The organism is Acinetobacter sp. C32I, from assembly GCF_023702715.1.
In the GTDB taxonomy this organism is placed as follows: Bacteria; Pseudomonadota; Gammaproteobacteria; order Pseudomonadales; family Moraxellaceae; genus Acinetobacter.
Map to the genome: position 1 here is coordinate 2,093,499 of NZ_CP098480.1, position 21,415 is coordinate 2,114,913.

The 21,415-nt window shown below is 43.2% G+C and carries 17 protein-coding genes; 10 read left to right on the forward strand and 7 right to left on the reverse strand.

The genetic code is table 11. The annotated features are described in order from the left end of the window. Positions 1 to 44 precede the first annotated feature (44 nt). Positions 45 to 1,004 carry a LysR family transcriptional regulator gene (locus NDN13_RS10105; protein ID WP_004655319.1) on the reverse strand — a complete coding sequence of 320 codons (960 nt, stop codon included), beginning with the start codon at positions 1,002 to 1,004 and terminating at the stop codon, positions 45 to 47. A gap of 248 nt (positions 1,005 to 1,252) precedes the next feature. Between NDN13_RS10105 and benA the strand changes: the two genes are divergently transcribed. The 7 genes from benA (at position 1,253) to NDN13_RS10140 (ending at position 9,424) form a co-directional block, all read left to right on the forward strand. Next, the gene (benA, locus tag NDN13_RS10110; RefSeq protein WP_251115379.1) at positions 1,253 to 2,635 is read left to right on the forward strand and encodes a benzoate 1,2-dioxygenase large subunit; all 1,383 of its coding nucleotides are present in this window, start codon (positions 1,253 to 1,255) and stop codon (positions 2,633 to 2,635) included. Next, a complete protein-coding gene (gene benB / locus NDN13_RS10115) occupies positions 2,632 to 3,132 on the forward strand; it encodes a benzoate 1,2-dioxygenase small subunit (RefSeq protein WP_159884862.1) in 501 nt (166 codons plus the stop codon). Before benA ends, benB begins: the two co-directional genes overlap by 4 nt. 72 nt (positions 3,133 to 3,204) lie before the next feature. Continuing rightward, positions 3,205 to 4,221 (forward strand): benzoate 1,2-dioxygenase electron transfer component BenC, encoded by a 1,017-nt coding sequence (gene benC / locus NDN13_RS10120; RefSeq protein ID WP_004804896.1) that lies wholly within the window; start codon positions 3,205 to 3,207, stop codon positions 4,219 to 4,221. Positions 4,222 to 4,242: 21 nt separating this feature from the next. Then, the gene (benD, locus tag NDN13_RS10125) at positions 4,243 to 5,028 is read left to right on the forward strand and encodes a benzoate diol dehydrogenase BenD (RefSeq protein ID WP_251115380.1); all 786 of its coding nucleotides are present in this window, start codon (positions 4,243 to 4,245) and stop codon (positions 5,026 to 5,028) included. 56 nt (positions 5,029 to 5,084) lie between these two features. After that, positions 5,085 to 6,278, forward strand: coding sequence for a benzoate/H(+) symporter BenE (benE, locus tag NDN13_RS10130; protein ID WP_251115381.1), 1,194 nt, complete (start codon positions 5,085 to 5,087; stop codon positions 6,276 to 6,278). Between the two features lie 473 nt (positions 6,279 to 6,751). Next, complete coding sequence (locus NDN13_RS10135) at positions 6,752 to 8,107, forward strand: aromatic acid/H+ symport family MFS transporter (RefSeq protein WP_251115382.1); 1,356 nt, start codon at positions 6,752 to 6,754, stop codon at positions 8,105 to 8,107. Positions 8,108 to 8,155: 48 nt separating this feature from the next. Continuing rightward, the gene (locus tag NDN13_RS10140) at positions 8,156 to 9,424 is read left to right on the forward strand and encodes an OprD family outer membrane porin (protein ID WP_251115383.1); all 1,269 of its coding nucleotides are present in this window, start codon (positions 8,156 to 8,158) and stop codon (positions 9,422 to 9,424) included. 102 nt (positions 9,425 to 9,526) lie between these two features. Here NDN13_RS10140 and ftn read toward each other — a convergent pair whose 3' ends face one another. Continuing rightward, entirely contained in the window at positions 9,527 to 9,991 is a 465-nt protein-coding gene (ftn, locus tag NDN13_RS10145; RefSeq protein ID WP_004655332.1) for a heteropolymeric bacterioferritin subunit Ftn, read from the reverse strand. Positions 9,992 to 10,344: 353 nt separating this feature from the next. On the opposite strand from ftn, the gene NDN13_RS10150 reads away from it, so the two are divergent. After that, a complete protein-coding gene (locus NDN13_RS10150; protein ID WP_251115384.1) occupies positions 10,345 to 11,400 on the forward strand; it encodes an SDR family oxidoreductase in 1,056 nt (351 codons plus the stop codon). A gap of 71 nt (positions 11,401 to 11,471) precedes the next feature. Here NDN13_RS10150 and ligA read toward each other — a convergent pair whose 3' ends face one another. From ligA to NDN13_RS10170, 4 genes are all read right to left on the reverse strand, one after another. Then, on the reverse strand, positions 11,472 to 13,499 hold the full coding sequence (ligA, locus tag NDN13_RS10155) for an NAD-dependent DNA ligase LigA (RefSeq protein ID WP_251115385.1): 2,028 nt from the start codon (positions 13,497 to 13,499) through the stop codon (positions 11,472 to 11,474). 71 nt (positions 13,500 to 13,570) lie between these two features. Next, positions 13,571 to 14,575 (reverse strand): cell division protein ZipA C-terminal FtsZ-binding domain-containing protein, encoded by a 1,005-nt coding sequence (locus NDN13_RS10160; protein WP_251115386.1) that lies wholly within the window; start codon positions 14,573 to 14,575, stop codon positions 13,571 to 13,573. A gap of 1 nt (position 14,576) precedes the next feature. Then, positions 14,577 to 18,026, reverse strand: a complete 3,450-nt coding sequence (gene smc, locus NDN13_RS10165; protein WP_251115387.1) for a chromosome segregation protein SMC — start codon at positions 18,024 to 18,026, stop codon at positions 14,577 to 14,579. Positions 18,027 to 18,036: 10 nt separating this feature from the next. Next, on the reverse strand, positions 18,037 to 18,732 hold the full coding sequence (locus tag NDN13_RS10170; RefSeq protein WP_004804879.1) for a GntR family transcriptional regulator: 696 nt from the start codon (positions 18,730 to 18,732) through the stop codon (positions 18,037 to 18,039). A gap of 352 nt (positions 18,733 to 19,084) precedes the next feature. Here NDN13_RS10170 and NDN13_RS10175 point away from each other — a divergent pair, with 352 nt between their 5' ends. Beyond that, the gene (locus NDN13_RS10175; protein ID WP_251115388.1) at positions 19,085 to 20,050 is read left to right on the forward strand and encodes a hypothetical protein; all 966 of its coding nucleotides are present in this window, start codon (positions 19,085 to 19,087) and stop codon (positions 20,048 to 20,050) included. 14 nt (positions 20,051 to 20,064) lie between these two features. Then, positions 20,065 to 20,607, forward strand: a complete 543-nt coding sequence (locus NDN13_RS10180) for a GTP-binding protein (RefSeq protein ID WP_251115389.1) — start codon at positions 20,065 to 20,067, stop codon at positions 20,605 to 20,607. Between the two features lie 6 nt (positions 20,608 to 20,613). On the opposite strand, the gene NDN13_RS10185 is transcribed toward NDN13_RS10180, so the two are convergent. Next, positions 20,614 to 21,414: a sulfite exporter TauE/SafE family protein gene (locus NDN13_RS10185; RefSeq protein WP_004804875.1), complete on the reverse strand. Its 801-nt coding sequence runs from the start codon at positions 21,412 to 21,414 to the stop codon at positions 20,614 to 20,616. Position 21,415 lies beyond the last annotated feature (1 nt).

Below are 21,415 nucleotides of genomic sequence, written 5' to 3' on the forward strand. Positions count from 1 at the left end.
ATCATCTGCCTAGTTTTTTAAAGACTAGGCATTTTTATACGCGTTTAAAAATCAATGCCATTGGAATCATCAATTGGATTCTGATCCAGTGTAAACACAGTCCGTTGATACGGAATACCTTCCAGATCATAGACCTGATAAACACAATCAAATAACAGCTGTAGGTCTTCACTGCGATCCATTGCCCGTGCCGTCAGAAAAATTGGACTGACAGCGCCATTATCCAGAATTGGAATGTAATTGAGATGTGGAAAACGAATGGTATCGGCACTAGCAGGAATCACACACAAGCCTTCACCTGCGGCCACCAACCCTAAGGCCAGTTGAATTTCCCGCACTTCATGCATATTTTTCGGCACTAAACTATGCTCGGCAAAGATATTCAAAAGCTGGGTCGAAAAATTCGGTTTCGGTGAAGTCGGATACATAAACATCTTTTCGTCAATCAGATCTGCCAGATAAACCCCTTCTGTCCGCTGTGCAATAGGATGGCTGGTATGCGCCGCTACAACCAATCGCTCCTTGCGCAATAAAATCCGTCTGACCGCAGGATCACTAATCCGCAAACGTCCAAAGCCCACATCAATGCGTCCTTCTTTTAAGGCTTGTAGTTGTTCTGTGGTACTCATTTCAACCAGTTGAATATTGAGATGTGGTTGCTGTTGTCTGAATAAATAGATGATTCTAGGTAGCAATCCATACAGTAACGATCCGACAAAACCAATGGTAACACTGCGTTCAATTAGTCCAATCCGTTTCGCCATACTTTTAATTTCTTCAGCATTAGACAAAAGTTTAATCGCATGCTGATAAAAGAAATGTCCCGCAGGTGTGGTTTGTAGAGGTCGGCTACCGCGCTCAAACAGTTGAATACCCAACTCACTTTCCAAGTTTTGAATCTGTCGACTCAAAGGGGGTTGAGCAATAAATAGTTTTTCTGCGGCCTTGGTGAAGCTCTGTTCTTCAACAACCGCAACAAAATACCGTAAATGACGTAATTCCATGAGGTTTCCATACCTTTAAGATATATAAAAATATAAATTCGGTCTTAGACAGAGTTTACTCATTCTTTTAAGGTATAGACAAGAGATAAACCGATTAAGTTATGAATCGCTTCCGCTAGATCCAGCTGCCCACATTCATCCTTATCGGTTCAAGCAACAACACTCGCCACATTCAACTTATTAGGATATCGAGACGCTTTTAGCGCAACTCGATGACTTCCACAGTTTTGGAAAGTCGGAGAACGGACATGCCACGTATTCCTGTAATCAATACTAGCCATCTTGACCGCATTGATGAATTACTGGTCGATAATATCGACACGGGTGAATTTAAACTGCATCGCTCAGTATTTACCGATCAAGCCCTATTTGATCTCGAAATGAAATACATTTTCGAAGGCAATTGGGTTTATCTTGCACATGAAAGCCAAATCCTCAATAACAACGATTTCTACACCACCCATATTGGTCGTCAACCTGTCATTATCGCCCGTAACCGTAACGGCGAACTGAACGCCATGATCAATGCCTGTTCGCATCGTGGTGCGCAACTTTGCCGTCATAAACGGGGGAACAAGGCCACCTATACCTGCCCTTTCCATGGTTGGACCTTTAACAACTCAGGCAAACTCCTCAAAGTTAAAGACCCAAGTGAAGCAGGTTATTCAGATTGCTTTAACCAAGACGGTTCACATGACCTGAAAAAAGTCGCTCGTTTTGAGAATTACAAAGGTTTTTTGTTTGGCAGTCTCAATCCAGATGTACCTTCACTTGAAGAATTCTTGGGTGAAACCAGTAAAATCATCGACATGATTGTTGATCAATCCGAGCATGGTTTAGAAGTGCTACGCGGCACCTCCTCTTATACCTATGAAGGGAACTGGAAACTCACGGCTGAAAATGGGGCTGATGGTTATCACGTTTCAGCCGTGCACTGGAACTATGCCGCAACCACACAACACCGTAAAGAAACACAGGCAGCCGATAATATTCGTGCCATGAGCGCAGGTTCTTGGGGCAAGCAAGGGGGTGGTTCTTATGGTTTTGAAAATGGTCATATGTTGCTATGGACGCAATGGGCCAATCCAGAAGATCGACCAAACTTCCCGAAAGCAGATGAATATACCGAGAAATACGGCGCCGCCATGTCGAAATGGATGATCGAACGCTCGCGTAATCTGTGCCTCTATCCAAACGTATATTTAATGGATCAGTTCGGTTCGCAAATTCGAGTGTTACGCCCTATCTCAGTCGATCGCACTGAAGTGACGATTTATTGTATTGCGCCGAAAGGTGAGGCCCCAGAGGCACGTGCTCGTCGCATTCGTCAATACGAAGATTTCTTTAATGCCTCAGGCATGGCCACACCTGATGACCTAGAGGAATTCCGTGCCTGTCAGGCAGGTTATGCAGGCATCGCACTGGAATGGAATGACATGTGCCGTGGTTCCAAGCACTGGATTTATGGCCCCGATGATGCAGCCAATGAAATTGGGCTTAAACCGATGCTCAGCGGAATTAAAACCGAAGATGAAGGTCTCTATCTAGCACAGCATCAGTATTGGTTGCATACCATGAAACACGCCATTGTCGCTGAGAAGCAAATCGCGGCTCAAGGAGAAAACGCATGAGTATTCAAGATCAAAGCAGCTTGGAAAATATTGCCCAATTTCTCTATCGCGAAGCACGCTTTTTAGATGATGAACAATGGGATGATTGGCTGAATTGCTATGCGCCTGAAGCCAGTTTTTGGATGCCAGCGTGGGATGACAATGATCAACTGACTGAAGATCCACAAGCTGAAATCTCGCTGATTTATTACCCAGATCGCCAAGGACTGGAAGACCGTGTATTCCGCATCAAGACCGAACGCTCTTCTGCCACCATGCCTGATACCCGTACTTGCCACAATATTGCCAATGTTGAAATCGTAGCGCGCGACGGAGATAAACTCACGGTTCGCTTCAATTGGAATACCTTGAGCTTCCGCTATAAAACCACCTATAGCTACTTTGGCATGTCACGTTATGTCATTGATTGTTCGGGTGATGAACCGAAAATCCTGAGCAAATATGTGGTACTTAAAAATGACTATATTAATCAAGTGATTGATATCTACCACCTGTAAAAATAGGTCTCCTCAGCCAAATGGACTGTTGGTTAAGGCCCCAAATTTAAATTATTTTGTAGGATACGTCTCATGTCAAACCACAATGTAGCACTTCAATTTGAAGATGGTGTGACACGTTTTATCAGTGTTGCTCAAGGTGAAACCCTGTCTGATGCAGCCTATCGCCAAAAAATTAATATCCCGTTGGACTGTCGTGATGGCGCCTGTGGTACTTGCCGTGCATTCTGCGAATCTGGCAGTTATGACATGCCAGAAGAAAGCTATATCGAAGATGCCCTTACCCCAGAAGAAGCAGAGCAAGGTTATATTTTGGCGTGCCAATGTCGTCCAAGCTCAGATGCTGTATTCCAAATTCAGGCGTCATCTGATGTCTGTAAAACCGAAATTCATTCTTTCCAAGGCACATTGGCTCGGGTCGAAAATCTTTCTGACTCAACCATCACTTTTGATATTCAACTGGATGAAGGTCAACCCGATATTCATTTCCTTGCAGGGCAGTATGTCAATGTCGCTATTCCTGAAACAGGTGAAACCCGTTCATATTCATTTAGCTCAAAACCGGGCAATCGCTTAACAGGCTTTGTGGTGCGTAATGTCCCAAATGGCAAAATGAGCGATTTCTTAAGCAAGGCCGCGCAGGCAGGCGACAAGATGAGCTTCACAGGACCATTCGGCAGTTTCTATCTGCGTAATGTCACTCGTCCTGTGCTGATGCTGGCAGGTGGAACAGGCATTGCTCCTTTTATGTCGATGTTGCAGGTACTTGAAGAAAAAGGTTCAACCCAACCTGTACGCTTAGTCTTTGGCGTGACCAACGATTTTGATCTGGTGGCTTTGGAGAAATTAGCAGAATTACAGGCGCAATTCCCTTGGTTTGAATATCGGACTGTCGTTGCACATCCTGACAGTCAACATGCGCGTAAAGGCTATGTCACAGGCCATATCGAATCTGAATGGCTAAACAGTGGCGATGTTGATGTGTATCTGTGTGGTCCTGTGCCGATGGTCGAAGCGGTCCGTGGCTGGTTAGATGCTGAACAGATCAAGCCTGCCAACTTCCTGTTCGAAAAATTCTCTGCGAATTAATAGCTACAGGAAAATCAAACTATGTCTCAAACTCAAAGATTTAAGCATAAAGTGGTGATTGTCACAGGCAGTGCTCAGGGCATTGGCCGTGGGGTTGCACTACAACTGGCGACAGAAGGTGCACAACTGGTCTTGGCCGATCGTTCTGATTATGTGCAGGAGGTACTAGCCGAAGTCAAAGCCTTGGGTGCTGATGCCATTATGGTTCAAGCCGATCTGGAAAGCTTTGCAGGTGCGCAAAGTGTGGTTGCCAAAACCATTGAACAGTTTGGTCGAGTTGATGTTCTGATCAACAATGTCGGTGGTGCAATCTGGATGAAACCTTTTCAGGAATTTTCTGAAGAGGAAATTATCAAGGAAGTGAATCGCTCGTTGTTTCCAACTTTATGGTGCTGTCGAGCGGTCTTACCTGCAATGATTCAGCAACAGGCAGGTGTGATCGTCAATGTTTCATCAATTGCCACACGCGGGATTAACCGTATTCCCTACTCTGCTGCCAAAGGTGGGGTCAATGCGCTGACGGCATCGTTGGCCTTTGAACATGCCAAAGATGGAATTCGCATCAATGCCATCGCCACTGGTGGAACCGAAGCCCCACCACGTAAAGTACCACGTAATCAGAATCCACTCAGTCAAAATGAAAAAGATTGGATGCAGCAGGTCGTCGATCAAACTATAGACCGTACGTTTATGGGCCGTTATGGCAACATTGAGGAACAGGTCAAAGCGATTGTCTTTGTTGCATCTGATGATGCCTCCTATATCACAGGCAGCGTCATCCCAGTGGGAGGTGGAGATCAGGGGTAGCCCTGATCTTTTGCATTTCAGATAAAGTATAGGATGTGCATGGAGGCCATCAGCGAATGACAACTTTATTCAAAACATTAAAACAAGATTGGTCCATTTCAGCCACAGTTGCGGGTTTTCTTGCGGTGCTGATTTCCTATTCAGGACCACTGATTATTTTCTTTCAGGCAGCGCAACGTGCCCATGTCTCAACAGAGATGATGGTGTCATGGATTTGGGGCATTTCCATCGGTACGGCAGTTGCTGGGATTTATCTCTCTATTAAATATAAAACCCCCGTGATTACCGCTTGGTCTGCACCAGGGACGGCGTTATTGGTCACGCTATTTCCTGATATTTCGCTAAATGAAGCAGTCGCCGCTTATATCACTTCTGCGATTGTGATTTTTCTGATCGGGATTACAGGCTGTTTTGACAAACTACTGAAATGGATTCCTCAGGATGTTGCTGCGGGTATGATGGCAGGCATCCTGTTTCAATTTGGCATTAATCTATTTACAGCCACAGATCGTATGCCGCTGATTGTGTTTAGCATGTTGATTGTGTTTCTGATCGCGAAACGGCTGATGCCGCGCTACACCATGATTTGGGTATTGGCTGCTGGAATTTTATTGAGCTTGGTTCTGGGTAAAATGAATCCTGTAGAGATCAGTTTTAACCTTGCTATTCCGCAATGGATCAGCCCTGAATGGACATGGAACTCGACCTTGAATCTGGCGCTGCCCTTGATTCTCGTGAGTCTGACAGGTCAATTTTTACCGGGTATGGCGATCATGAAACTGAGTGGTTATGACACGCCTGCCAAACCGATTATCAGTGCAACCAGTATTGCTTCTTTAGCCGTGGCTTGTGTCGGTGGTATTACCATTGTGCTCGCGTCCATTACAGCAGCCTTATGTATGGGTAAAGATGCGCATGAACTGAAAGAAAAACGTTATATCGCAGGGATTGCCAATGGGATTTTTTATATTCTCGGTGGACTGTTTGCGGGCAGTATTGTAATGCTATTTAGCTTACTACCGAAAGAACTGGTTGCTGCATTAGCGGGTTTGGCTTTGCTGGGTGCAATTTCCACCAATATTGCCGTTGCCATGAAAAATGACCAACAGCGCGATGCTGCACTGATTACCTTTCTGGCCACAGCTTCAGGCATGCATTTTTTAGGATTAAGTTCTGTATTTTGGGGCATTTGTATTGGGGTGATTGCTCATTTCATTCTCACTCAACGCGCTGCAACACAATCCGCTTAAGAAAAAAGAGAACAACTCCCTCGACTCTCCGCCTTACTGTCGAATAACAGACTACTTTGCCCACTAAAGCTGAGCAATCAAAATTCAGTAAGGCAATTTTAAAAATCTCACTTTAAAGCCTCCCCCTCATTCAACTTAATTAAATACTCATCATTATTTTAACCAATAGGTAAAATAAAATATTCTGACTTATTTTAATCACACCATAAGTTTATTTAATGATTTTTCAATTATAAAAAATAAGATTTAAACATCATAAAATAGCTAAAATTCTCACCATTGAATATTTCAACCATATTTAAAAAGAAATTAAATAAAAAAATAATAAACATATAAATTTCAATGTATTAATTAAATAAAATCACAATACCTTAAAGACATAAAGATATATCAATTAGGTTTTTGACTCTCACCCAATAACAAAATAGCTTAATAAAAAATAACTCGGTACTTCACAAATTGGAGGTGAAGCAATGGATACACATAAGGTCAATATTAATGAGATTATTGATAAAGCCCGTTTTACGGCATTTCACTGGAAAGTATTAATCTGGTGTCTCATCATTATTATTTTTGACGGTTATGATCTGGTGATTTACGGGGTCGCCTTACCCTTGCTGATGCAGCAATGGTCACTGACTGCCGTGCAAGCGGGATTGCTTGCCAGTGCAGCTTTGTTCGGGATGATGTTTGGTGCCATGATTTTTGGCACGCTCTCAGACAAACTGGGCCGTAAAAAAACCATTATGATCTGTGTCACTTTATTCAGTGGCTTTACCTTCTTAGGTGCTTTTGCGAAAAGCCCCACTGAATTTGCCATTTTACGATTTATCGCAGGGCTTGGCATTGGTGGTGTGATGCCAAACGTTGTCGCATTGATGACCGAATATGCACCGAAGAAAATCCGCAGTACCTTAGTCGCACTGATGTTTAGTGGCTATGCCATTGGCGGGATGAGCTCTGCCTTACTGGGTGCATGGTTAGTCAAAGACATGGGCTGGCAAATCATGTTTTTAATTGCAGGCATTCCGCTATTGCTGTTGCCTGTAATCTGGAAATTTCTGCCTGAATCATTGGCTTTCTTAGTGAAATCGAATCATCACGATCAAGCCAAAATGATTGTCAGTAAAATCGCACCTGAAACTGAATTAAGCAATCATTCAGAACTGGTTCTAAATGAAAGTACCACGACTGATGCGCCCGTTCGTGCCCTATTCCAACAAGGTCGTAGTTTCAGCACCTTTATGTTTTGGGTAGCCTTCTTTATGTGTCTGTTGATGGTCTATGCATTGGGTAGTTGGTTACCAAAACTGATGCTACAGGCGGGTTATTCTTTAGGTGCCAGTATGCTGTTCCTGTTTGCACTGAATATTGGAGGTATGGTTGGCGCGATTGGCGGTGGTGCATTAGCGGATAAATTCCACTTAAAACCAGTGATTACCAGCATGTTTGTGATCGGCGCGGCTGCCCTGATCTTACTTGGTTTTAATAGCCCACAATTTATTTTATACAGCCTGATTGCAATCGCAGGCGCAGCCACGATTGGCTCACAGATTCTGCTCTATACCTTTGTGGCGCAATTCTACCCAACCGCAGTACGTTCAACTGGGATGGGATGGGCTTCGGGTATTGGCCGAATCGGTGCCATCATCGGCCCTGTGCTCACTGGTGCTCTGCTGACCTTTGAATTGCCTCATCAAATGAATTTCCTCGCCATCGCGATTCCCGGCATTATCGCGGCTCTCGCCATCTTCTTGGTGAATTTAAAAGCCTCGGTTGCGGCTCAACCAGCAACGAGCTTCAACCCGCAATCTTCACTGACACAGTAATAAAACCATGTGCGCCGAGGACTGGCGCACTGACTTCGGATATGGATTATGAAATTATTACAGCGCTTTTCCCTTACGCGTTTAACGCTTGCAACCCTATTGACAATAGGCAGCTGGTCTAGCTCGGTTGCTTTGGCTGCGGAGACAGCTCAGTCAACTCAAGATCAATGGAAATTCACACTTAAAAATGCCTATATTAATCGTGACTATGACAATCCAAACCTGAAAGATACAGGCAGTTGGTCACAGGCAGCCTCTTTATTCTACAAATCAAATATGCAGGATACCCCCCTACAAATCGCAGACAAAGCAATCACCATCGGGGCGGATGCTTCGGTGCAATATGCGGTACGTTTAAGCAAGGATAAGCATGTCGCAGATACGGTGTTGCCCTTTGATCCCCAAACGCAATCACAAGCGTCTGACTATTTAAAATATGGCGCGACCCTCAAACTGGGTTATGACAAAACACTGCTCAGTGTCGGTGAACTCTGGCTGGATCTTCCTGTGACGGCGGTAGATGCCAGTCGCCAGTTATTGGCATCATATTGGGGCACCAATTTAAAGTCACAACTTTCTGATCAGCTCTATGCCGAAATAGGCCGAGTCACCAAAGTGTCACCGCGTAATGAAGAAGATTTTAAGAAATTTTCTTTTACTGCCAATGGCAAAACTGAATATTCTGATGGTTTGAATTATCTCGATCTGCGTTATCAGCTCACGCCATCGCTGAAGGCCGAATACTACTTTGGTAATTTAGAGGACCTCTACAATAAACACTACCTTGGGCTAGACCATACATGGAAACAAGCCAGCTTCACCCTGAATTCCAAGTTTAAATATTTCAATGCCAAAAATGATAGCAGTAACTTTGATATTGATGCGCAAAATATTGGAATACTGGAAATGCTGAAAGTGAATAATCAGTCTTTTGGTTTAGGCTATCAACAGATTATCGGGGAGTCGGCCTATCCTTTACCTGATGGTTTCCTGCCTGAAACCTATTTTATCAACTGGAATGCCACAGGCTTCTTCAAAAAGAATGAAAAGTCTTATCATTTGATGTATGGCTATGATTTTAAGGACTATGTGCCGGGGCTAAATGCGATGCTGAAATATGTCTATGGTCATGATTTTAAGGCGGCCAATGGTGAGAAAAATCATGAAACCGAGTCCAATATTATTGTGAACTATGCTTTTCAACAGCCTTATCTCAAAGGCTTTGCGCTGCAATACATCCGCATTGACTATGATGTGAAACACGGCAATGACTTTGGCGAAGATCGTTTATTCGTGAACTACAGTAAAAAATTCTAAGTCTTAGTCTGTCAGTTAACTAAACAATTTATCCCCCTAAAACAAAAAAGAGAACTTCATTTGAAGTTCTCTTTTTATGTCTCACACCTTCAATCAGATCGATTAAATTTGTGACTGAATATAATTCTGCAAACCAATCAATTCAATTAAACGTAATTGCTTTTCTAACCAATAGGTATGATCTTCTTCTGTATCAGAAAGCTGCTGACGCAACATATCACGGCTAATATAGTCGCCTTTTTCTTCACACAGCTTAATACCCACTGCCAATTTTTCACGCACATGGTATTCAAGTGCCAAATCTGCCTTTAAACAGCTCACAACATCTGTACCGACATTGATGTCTTCACGATTCATGTTTGGTTGAGCACCTAAGAACAACACACGACGAATGATTGAATCCGCATGAGATGCTTCTTCTTGCATTTCATGGTCAATACGCTCGTAGATTTTGCTCAGGCCCCAATCTTCGTACATTCTTGAATGAATTAAATATTGATCACGAGCAGCCAATTCACCGCCAATGAGCATATTTAAATAGTCGATGACTTCTGGATTGCCACGCATAATACTTACTCCTATCGAATGACAATATTATGGCCAAGTTACAATAGAATTGCAAAAACAAAAGTGTGTAAGTTTATGATTTTTATAAAATTAAAATGAGAAACATACGCATTTACAGTTCTAATTAGCTCAATTTATCTAAATAAAATAAGCCTTTGCATATCATTTATGATTTTAAAAAGAGATAATTCCATTGAAAATCATTTGTTTGATTTTTTGTAACGATTAGCAATGCTTCTTATTTCGCCGATGTTTTGATCAAAAAAGCATAAAAAATGACTGCTCAGCTGTTGTTTGTTTAAGCAAAATTCGGTAAATAACAGCAATCACAAAAACATAATGTGGAAACCACAATGGATAAAAGCAAACCAATTTTGGTCACTGGCGCGACGGGTTATATTGCAGGCTGGATTATTGAACGTCTGTTGAATCAAGGCTATACAGTTCATGCCACAGTGCGTGACCCATCGAAGAAAAATAAGATTCAGCATTTATATGATCTGGCAGATCAATCTTCTGGGAAGATTGAATTTTTTAAAGCAGATTTGCTTGAACCGCGTTCATTTGATGATGCAATGCAAGATTGTGAAATCGTGATTCATACCGCATCTCCATTTGTAGTAACGAATTACAAAGATGCCGTCAAAGACATTATTGAGCCTGCGGTGAAAGGCACAGAAAACGTATTAGACAGCGTCAATCGCACTGAATCGGTCAAACGTGTGGTGCTGACATCAAGCATTGCTTCAACCTATGGCGATGCAGTTGAGATTCAAAATACCGCCAATAATGAATTTGATGAGAGCCATTGGAACAATACCAGTAGTGAAACCCATCAGCCCTACCCTTATTCAAAAGTTGCTGCTGAGCGCAAAGCATGGGAAATGGCTGAACAACAAAGTCGTTGGGATTTAGTCTGTATTAATCCCGCCTTAGTGATGGGGCCTTCCCTCACCGATGCGAGCCAGTCAGGTAGTATTGAAGTATTACAACAGTTTGGTAATGGCACCACCTTATTTGGTGTACCGCCGATGTGGAATGGTATTGTCGATGTACGTGATGTTGCCGATGCGCATGTGGCGGCAGCACTGAATCCACAAGCACAAGGCCGTTATATCATTTGTGGTGGCACACTGAGCTTATTGGATATGGGTAAAGCACTCACACAAAAGTTTGGTTATAAGTTTCCGTTCCCACACTTTACTGTGCCAAAGACCGCCTTTGCTTTTGTGGCGCCTGTTCTCGGACATTCACGTGAGTTTGTAAAATTGAATATGGGCTATCCAATTTATTTTAATGCGCAACGTAGCGTCAAAGAACTCGGCATTGAATATCGCGATGTGCGTGAGAGTGTCTGTGAGCATTTCCAGCAATTGCTGGATGACGGTATTGTAAAAAAATATATTTAATACAAGAAAAAAGGCGGCATAAATGCCGCCTTTTTTATCAGTTCATACTGACTCAAAATTTAAATAAAGAATCAGATTTCATATTGCTTCAAAAATTCTAAGAACTCTTGCTCATTCAACACTCGAATGTCTAACTTCTGTGCTTTATCTAGCTTACTACCCGCTTTCTCACCAGCAACCACACATTTGGTTTTACTAGAAACACTTCCACTGACACGAGCACCTAAAGCTTGCAGCTTTTGTGTCGCCTCATCACGTCCCATGCTTTCCAGCGTTCCAGTCACCACCCAGCTCTCACCATTCAAAGGTTGACGCGTTGGTGCAGTCGGTGCATCCCAATGAATGCCTGCTGCCATCAAACGATCCAACACTTCGATGTTATGCGGTGCTTGGAAAAAGTCGGCAATCCATTCTGCAGTAATATCACCCACATCGGGGGTTTTCTTGAGTGCTTCAATATCCGCAGCTTTCAACGCTTCAAGCGTCTGGAAAGTATTGGCGAGCATACGTGCAGTCGTTTCACCAACACCACGAATACCCAAGGCATAGATAAAACGCGCCAAAGTGGTTTTCTTACTTGCCTCAATCGCATCAATCAAGTTCTGAACAGACTTTTCACCCATTTTTTCGATGGTCAATAAGGTATCACGATGCTCATGCAAATGATAAATATCAGCCACATCTTTGAGTAAGTTGAGATGCAGAAGGGACTCCACCCAACGATCCCCTAAGCCCTCAATATCTAAGGCTTTGCGTGAAACAAAGTGACGAATCGCTTCAATACGCTGTGCTGCACAATACAAACCACCTGAACAACGTGCCAAGGCCTCACCTTCTGGCATCACCACAGGTGATTCACAAACTGGACAATTGGTCGGGAGATGCACCTTCTCCGCATCGGCAGGTCGGAACTCAGCCCAAACTTTCTCAACTTTTGGAATCACATCACCGGTACGGTAGACACTCACAGTATCGCCAACACGCACATCTAAACGATGGATTTCGCCAATATTATGCAAAGTCACATTTGATACGGTTACCCCACCAACAAAGACGGGTGCTAAACGTGCGACAGGTGTTAGTGTTCCTGTACGACCCACTTGCCAGTCAATATTTTCAACTTTGGTCAGTGCCGCCTGTGCCGGGAATTTATAAGCCGTTGCCCAACGGGGTTCACGACTCAAGAAACCTAATTGTTGTTGCTGTTTAAGACTATCCACCTTGATGACCATGCCATCAATTTCAACTTTGAGGTCTGGGCGTTCTTGCTGAATCTGTTCATAACGTTGTTGCACTTCTTCAATCGAAGCACACAGGAATTGACGCTCAGCAATTTCAAAACCAAATCGGGTTAACCATTGCAGGCTGTCATGCATGGTTTCAAGACCATGATTAGGCTGACACTGCGCAATCCCATAGGCATAGAATGCCAATGGACGTGAAGCTGCGATATTTGGATCAAGCTGACGCAGGCTTCCTGCTGCAGCGTTACGCGGATTGGCAAAGGTCTTATCCCCTTTGGCTTCTTGATCGGCATTGAGCTTTTCAAAGCCTTGCTTTGGCATCAATACTTCACCACGAACTTCTAGAAACTCTGGAATCGCTTGATGCTGACTCGATAGGACTTTCGGTAGGTTACGAATGGTTTTAACATTCTGGGTAATGTCCTCACCTGTCTCACCGTCACCACGGGTTACACCACGAACCAAGACACCATTTTCATACCACAGTGAAATCGCTAAACCATCGAGTTTCAGTTCGACGTCATACTGGACTTGTTGATTCGGCAAACGTTCATCAATACGGCGGGCGAAAGCGAACAGGTCTTCCTGATTAAAGACATTGCCCAATGACAGCATCGGCACTGCATGCGTCACACTTTCAAATTTTGATAGCGCTTGACCACCGACTTTATTGGTCGGTGTATCCGCCTGAATACATTCTGGATATTGTTGTTCTAAAGCTTTCAGTTGATGAAATAAATGGTCATATTCACTATCAGAAATGGAAGGTTGATCCATCACATAGTAAGCATGGTTGTGTTTTGCAATCAGTTGAATCAACTGACGCATTTGCTCAATAACTGAGTTGTGTTCCATTTAAATTTCACCATATAAAAGGGCGGAAAAACCGCCCTATAATTTTTACTAAATTTATTATAAAAGATTCATTAGACGGTTGCTTGATTTGGACGATAATCAATCACATGATGACGCCAATGTTCTTTCAACTGCGGCGTAAACTCTAAATTGTTTTCATCATAGACTTTACCATCGACTTCACGTGCAATTAAGCCTGCAATACTGGTCATCATGTCATAACCTGTAACCGCTTTACTATTTGGTAAAGCCAAGAAGAATGCAAGACCTTGCACCTGCTCGCCCGATAAAGTTTCCAAATCAAAACCTGCAGGACCATTATCCGTCATACGCAGCACAGAGAACATCAAGGCACTTGGCTCATCAGTGTTTTCATAACGATGGAAACACGACATTTCACCGAAACGTAGGCCGTATTTCAATAACACTTTGAGTGCTTTATCACCCGATAAGGCACGACGTGGATTCGGATAAACATTCAGGGCAATGATCTGCTCTGCGGTTGCTAAAGCACTTTCATCATCATAGCGTTGCTGTTCATGTAAATGCACATCCAGAATATTACTTTCGCCATCAAACTCTTCAATCGCGACGGTTTCAATATTTGGATTTAAACTAAGCTCAGCTTCCGCTTTGCTTTCCTCTGCTTTCTCTGTAGCTTCTACATTTTCAGAGACGATTGTTGTTTCTGCTTCGGCTGCGACTGTCTCATCTTTTTGAGCCGCTTCGACCTCTGCTACAGCTTCAACCACCTCATCTGCTTTAGCAGTTTGTTCGATTTCCGTCGTTTTTGTTTCAACACCAGCCGCTTCAACTGTTTGCTCTGCCACAGGCTCCGATACAATTGCTTCAGTATTTAAACTTGGCTCAACACGCTCAGTTGTGGCCACTACTTCATTTTGTAAAAGCTGGTCACGTACGTGACGTGGGATCACAGGTTGCTGACTTTCAGGATTAATATGTAAATCTGCTTCTAATGACGGCTCAACTGGTTTTGGTTTTCTTAAAATCATGATTAAACCAACGAGCATAATCGCAACGGCGGCAACAATGCCTATTATTGTATTCATTTCCATACTAAGACTCCGCAACTAACCCGTATTCTTTTGCCTGTTCTAAATCGACAGTCACTAATTTTGATGTACCTGGCTCTGGCATGGTGACTCCAAGTAAATCAGTTGCCATTGTCATCGCCAATTTATTATGTGTAATGTAAATGAATTGCACTTGTTCAGAAAGCTCTTTTACCAAATTACAATACCGTTGTACATTGGCATCATCAAGTGGCGCATCAACTTCGTCCAGTACGCAGAACGGTGCAGGGTTCAATCTAAAGATTGCAAACACCAAAGCCAAAGCGGTTAGGGTCTTTTCACCACCTGAAAGCAAAGCCAAGGAACTGTTACGCTTGCCGGGTGGGCGTGCCATCAGTTTGACCCCAGACTGCCAATCATCTTCAAGGCTTAAAGTTGCTTCACCACCACCAAACACCTTTGGAAACAGCAGTTGCAACTCTTGATTGACCTGATCAAAAGTCGTCATAAACAGTTTACGGGTTTCCTGATCAATGCTTTTCATCGCGTCTTTGAGCTGATCAACCGTATTTTGTAGATCCTGCATCTGGTGACTCAACTCATCAAAACGTTGCGACACTTCCTCATATTCCAATGAAGCCGCCAAATTGACTGCACCGATTTTTTCGAATTGCTGCTGGGCTTTTTCCAGTTTCTGCTGGTGATCTTTAATTTCAATTGAAAGATCAGATAACGCTTCCGCATTAAGTTCTTTCAACTGTTCCAGATAATGTTCACGATCTGATTTCGCCGCTTGCCAAGCCAAACGCTTTTGTTCCAACTGCTCGCGCACCTGCTCATCTTTCTGTTGAGCTTGATGGCGTTGTTCCGTCAGTTGCTGTTGTTTCTCTTGCACTTGATTCAGTTCAAGTTGCCATTCATTCCAGGTTTTTTGCAGCTTTTCAGTTTGCTGAAATTGCTCGTGGAATTGCGACTCTAAATTCGGTAGTTCAAGCTGAATTGGGTCAACAAATTTCTTGGCCTGCTCAATTTGTTCGATGATTTGACGATACTGCGTTTTCAGGAACGAGATATCTTTTTCCAATAACTCAATTTGTTGATTGGCTTGTGAGGTCTGGCGACGTAAAGCTTCACGTTGCTGCTGTTGTTGACTCAACTGCTGTTGTTGCTCATCCAACTGTTCATTCAAGTTTTCAACCTGAAATTGCAAAGTTTTATAATTCGGCAATACAGCTTCTAATTTGATTGCTAATGCATGCAGATCAATTTCTAGATCATCACGCTGCATGGCATCTTCTTCAAGCTGTAGATCAAGCTGTTTCAGTTGATCGGCCAATTGCTGTTGCTGCAACACAAAGGCCTGTGCTGTACTTTGCAGTTTGGCAATTTGCACATCCAGCTGTTGCAGCTCTTTTTGCTTTTGCTTCAGACTTTGCTGTTGTTGCTGCAAACGCTGTTGCTGCTGTTGCAAGGTTTCCTGCAATTGAGAAAACTGATGTTCCAAGTCAAGCAACTGCGGTTGTTTTTGTGCCAGTTGCTGTTCAATTTCCTCTAAACGGACTTGATGACTGAGCATGCCCTGTGCCGTTTGACTGTCTTCATCATAATGCAGCGCAATCACCCAATCGGCACCAACATGATAACCATCAAGCGTTAAAATGGATTGTGCGTGCTGGAGATCCGCTTGACGTTCCAACGCAATCGCTAAATTCTCTGCAACGGCTACATTTGCCCAGAGTGAAGATTGGGGGGCTTCGATCCAATCACTCAAACAAGTCAGCTCTGCAACTTGAACAAGCTGCTGTGGTGATGATTTTAACTGTCGTGCAATCCCCTCTTGGAAGGCTTGCCCATTCTCAAGCAACTGCGCTTGTAGCCACTTGGCCAAGAACTTCTCAATAATGTTTGCATGCGCTTTAGCTTGAGCACTTAAACGTAGGCTTTGCATCAATCGAACTGCATTTTGATCATGCTTCGGACTTTGTTTTGCGACGAGCTGAGTTAAGTTCTTTTGTTCAGCCAATAAAACCTGAATCTCGGTTTTCAGACTCTGCACATCAGCCTTCTGCAACTGTTGTTGATCTTGCTGTGTCTGAACATCCTGCTGTAATTGCTCAATCGCGGTTTCTAACGCAATTATTTCCTGTTGCAGTTGCTGCTGTAATTGTTCTAACTGCGCCTGTTCATCATCCTGAACCTGAGCACGAATCTGAGTGCTTTGCGTTTGCAAGGTCTGTTTTTGCTGCTCAATCCGCAGAACATTCTTACCCAACTGCTCAATTTGCGCTGCCATCTGCAACTTTTTCTGTTGTTGCTGATCGACTTGGGTTTTCAGTTGATCAAATTGCTGTTGTGCTTGCTTGTGCTGTGCCTGAACATCAGTAAAATTTTGCTCAGCCGTTTGTGTTTGCTGCTCTAAGGCAAGCAAGCTTTCATTTTGCTCATCAAATTGAGTGCTTAAGGTTTCAACCTGTAATTCAGAGAGTTGCAGACGCTCTTTGGTTTGTACTTTCTGCTGTTCAAGTTGCAGTAAGCTGGTACTGTTTTGCTGGAATAAACTCTGTTTTTGTTCCAAGGTCATTTTTAATTCAGACAGCTTTTTCTCGGCCTGTTGCCATTCATGCTGCAAGGGTGAAGACTGCTGAATTAAGCGTTGGAATAAAGCACTGGTGGCTTCAAGATCGTGTTCAATGGTTTGAGATTCTGAACGGACCAACTTAAAGTTTTCACCCAATGCCGTCATTTCAACCGTATATTCTTGTTGTAGCTTTTGACTTTGATTGGCTTGGAACGAAAGAATTTCAATTTTTAAAGTTCGAATCTGCCCTTCTAAGGTCTTATATTGAATCGCAGCTTCAGATTGACGTTTTAATGTTCTGAGTTGTGATTTTAGTTCAGCGGCAATATCGTCTAAACGTGCCAGATTTTGCTCAGTATGTTCTAAGTGCTGCAAGGTTTCACGACGACGCGCCTGATACCGAGACACTCCTGCCGCTTCTTCAATAAACACGCGCATTTCTTCAGGCTTGGCATCGACCAAACGGTTAATCATGCCCTGCTCAATCACCGCATAAGAGCGCGGCCCTAAACCTGTACCCAAGAAAATATCAGTGATATCACGACGACGGCAACGGGTGCCATTCAGGAAATATTCAGATTTACCTTCACGGGTGACTTGGCGACGGACAGCCAGCTCGCTATAAGCATTATAAGCGCCACCTAATTTGCCATAGGTATTGTCAAAACGAAGTTCAACACTGGCAACCCCGACAGGTTTGCGTTTGGCTGTGCCGGTAAAAATGACATCCTGCATACTGCCGCCACGCAATTGACGTGCGTTGGACTCGCCCATAACCCAGCGAATTGCATCGATGACATTTGATTTACCACAACCGTTCGGCCCAACCACTGCAGTACGGTTGGCCTTAAAATGTAATGTTGTACTATCGGCGAAAGATTTAAAGCCTGAAAGTTTTAAACTGCTTAAACGCATACTGCCCTAACTAGCGGCGTGAGCGTCTAGCCCAAGCCAATTCAATCTGTTTCATACGTGTCAGAGATTCCAACACAAGGTTGCGCAAGTGTCGACAAAAATCTTCCATAAATAAAGCAGCTTGTTGTGATTTTCGGATCAAAATAGCATCAATCACCAACTTAAACAGGGTAAACGATTCTTGTAGCTCTCGACGTGAGGTATTCAAGGTCAAAAAATAGCTACGGCGTAATGATGGCAGTAGTTCTTTATAGAACTGCATCAGATAGGGATTTGCCACCATTTCATGCTGGTCTGCCAGATATTTAAAGATTGCATCATAAAATTTTTCGATATCGCCCGCACGAACAAACTCGACCAGTTGATCCAATAACGCTTGCAGTTGCTCTGCTTCATTGACTCGCCAGGTTTCGCTAATCCGCTGCACAATATGCCCGAGTACCATCACATTGGTATCAAAGAGAGCTTTGACCTGTTGCGCTGACATTTCAGAGACGATCGCGCCACGACGTGGAAAAATTTCAATTAAATAAGTCCGTTCCAGTAACAACAGTGCTTCACGAACCGAGCCTCGACTGACATCTAATTCTTTGGCAATGCGCAACTCTTGAATGCGTTCGCCTTCAACCAGCTCACCACTAATAATTTGTTCACTAATATACTTTGCAATCTGTTCAGAAAGACTATCAGCCTCTTCGAGATTCATGAGCCCCTCGCTATCTTTGTTATACGCATTGATTCAATGCTGTTTGCGCTTTTTTGTTTTAACTGATCTCGCCCTATAAATTCTATATCATTGTCTGACAATTTTATTGCTTTTTAAGCCAATTGCGCTAAAAAATCGCAATATGATTCTCAATATGTACTAAACACTCAGTTTTTCTATATTGAATATCAAATATTTATGCTTGCAACTGATATTTAACCGCACATCTGAAAAGACATTCTCTTATCGCTTTTTAATTGATACATGTCACAAAAAATAATATTTTCATTAATGGTATCGCATTTTAAATCTCCTACTGAATAGCTCAGTACATACATAGATGAGTCATAACATGGGTGTTCATCAAGCCGTCAATATTGCCATTTTTGGACTCAGTCTCAGAACCTTAAATGAGTTAAAACAACAGGTTCAAACGGCTGTGCCACAGCATGTCCAAATCAATTGGAGCAATATTGCCGAGCCACAACTTGATATTCTCATGATTAACCAAGTATTTTTTGACTCACCCAATATCAAGAGCCTATTGCAAAACAATAAAATCAATGTGCTGAAAATTGCCAATGATGCTGATAAAAATAGCGCCATCGAAGATGACACCTTATTTCTGCCCTTGAACCATCTTCATTCCTTGCATCACTGGCTGAGCCTTCATCTGGATGAACGCTTAAATCAAGCATCAGAGAATCTCGAAACTGAAGATGTGCCAATCTTTCATCGCAAACAAATTAAAGACCTGCTGCAAGAAATTCAAAATCCTAAGAATGGCAAGATTCAGCTGTTTGATAACCAAGGACTACTCGCCATTGCTGACCCACGCAATCAATGGCTGTGGCAACATCCTGAATTTCACTCTTTTCAAACCGACCCAAGCCTGAACTATACCTATGCCACACAGAATGATTTGCATTGGATCGTAGATGCAGCTCAGCAAGACTTAAAACAATGGCTTTGGCAGTTACTTTGGACCTCTATGGATTTTGAGGAACTCTGTCCAGCTTCTGCCTCAAGTTTTTATCTGCAAGTCTGGCCACAGCCCAAAAATAAAGGTGATCGCCAAGATATCTTGCGGATGTCAGCCTGTTTTGCACAAGGTGCACAGATCAGTCAGGTTGCCCAACAACTCAACCTCCCCGAACAGAAAGTCAGGCACTTTGTTGCAGCATGCTTGGGCGCACAGTGTGGAACACTAATTAAAGATCAACAGGCAAAATATCGCCCGCAAACTCAGCAAAGCGAAACAGAACAGCATTTTATGAAAAAACTATTTGGTCGCTTACGCCATCGTTTAGGCTTTTAAGCAAGGACATATCCATGATTTTACATCAATATAAAATTGTCTTCGGTGGCACCATGGGTTCAGGTAAATCCACGGCGATCAAAGCCTTGTCTGAAATTGAGGTCCTCAGTACTGAAGCATTGAACACCGATACCGAGTCCCATGACAAATTACTCACCACTGTTGGCATTGATTATGGTGAGCTAACCTTGGACGATGGTGTTAAGGTTGGTTTATATGGTACGCCTGGGCAAGACCGCTTTGATTTTATTTGGGCAGTGATCTGTAAGGGCGCAATCGGAACAATCGTCATGATTGACCATGCTGCTGAAAATCCTTTACTGGATTTAGAGCAATATCTTCAAGCATTTCAGCCCTTTGGTCATAATATTGTGATTGCAATTACCCATATTGACCGTATGCCAGAACGCACCTTATCCATGTATCGTGATTGGCTGGCAGCCAAAGAACTGAATTATCCGCTATTCTTTATCGATGCACGCCAGCAAGATGATGTACTTCTTCTGGTCGAAACCTTGATTGCCACCATTGAAGTACATTATGGCCTTAGTAACTAAAACAAATTAGATCAGTCCTTTATAAATAAAATAGCTACCGACCACGACCAATAAGCCTGCAAAACATTTTTTCAGCATGGCTGGCGACAAACGATGTGCAACTTTGGCGCCAAATTTTGCGGTGATAAAACTCATGACACTGATACCCAAGAAAGCATAGATATGCACATAACCAATCGTGTTCGGCACTTCAATCTGCTCTTTGGCACCAAACCACATAAAGCCAATTGCTCCCGCAACTGCGATGGGTAAGCCACAGGCAGCAGAAGTTGCCACTGCCTTTTGCATCACCACGCCATGACGATTTAAGTAAGGTACGGTAAGGCTACCCCCACCAATGCCAAAAATCGCAGATGCCACCCCAATGCCACCACCCGCGGCAAGTTGTAAAGGTGCTGACGGTAAATGACGATTTGGATCAACCACTGCATTTGCACCTCTAAACATTTTGTAAGCCATCCAGACTGCGAAGACACCAATCACCAACTGTAAATGCTGCCCAGACATCAGATCGGCCACACCCGCCCCCAGAAACGAACCGAGCACCAAGCCTGGTGCTAAATTGCGGAACACAGGCCATAACACTGCCCCTTTTTTATGATGTGCCATCACCGAACTGATCGAGGTCACAATAATAGTGGCCAATGAGGTTCCAACTGCAATATGCATAATCACATTCGGGTCATAATTCATTTGGGTAAAGACAATATATAAAATCGGCACAATAATTAAGCCACCACCAACCCCAAATAACCCCGCAGCAAATCCAGCAATTGCGCCAATCAGTAAATATATGATTAACTCCATA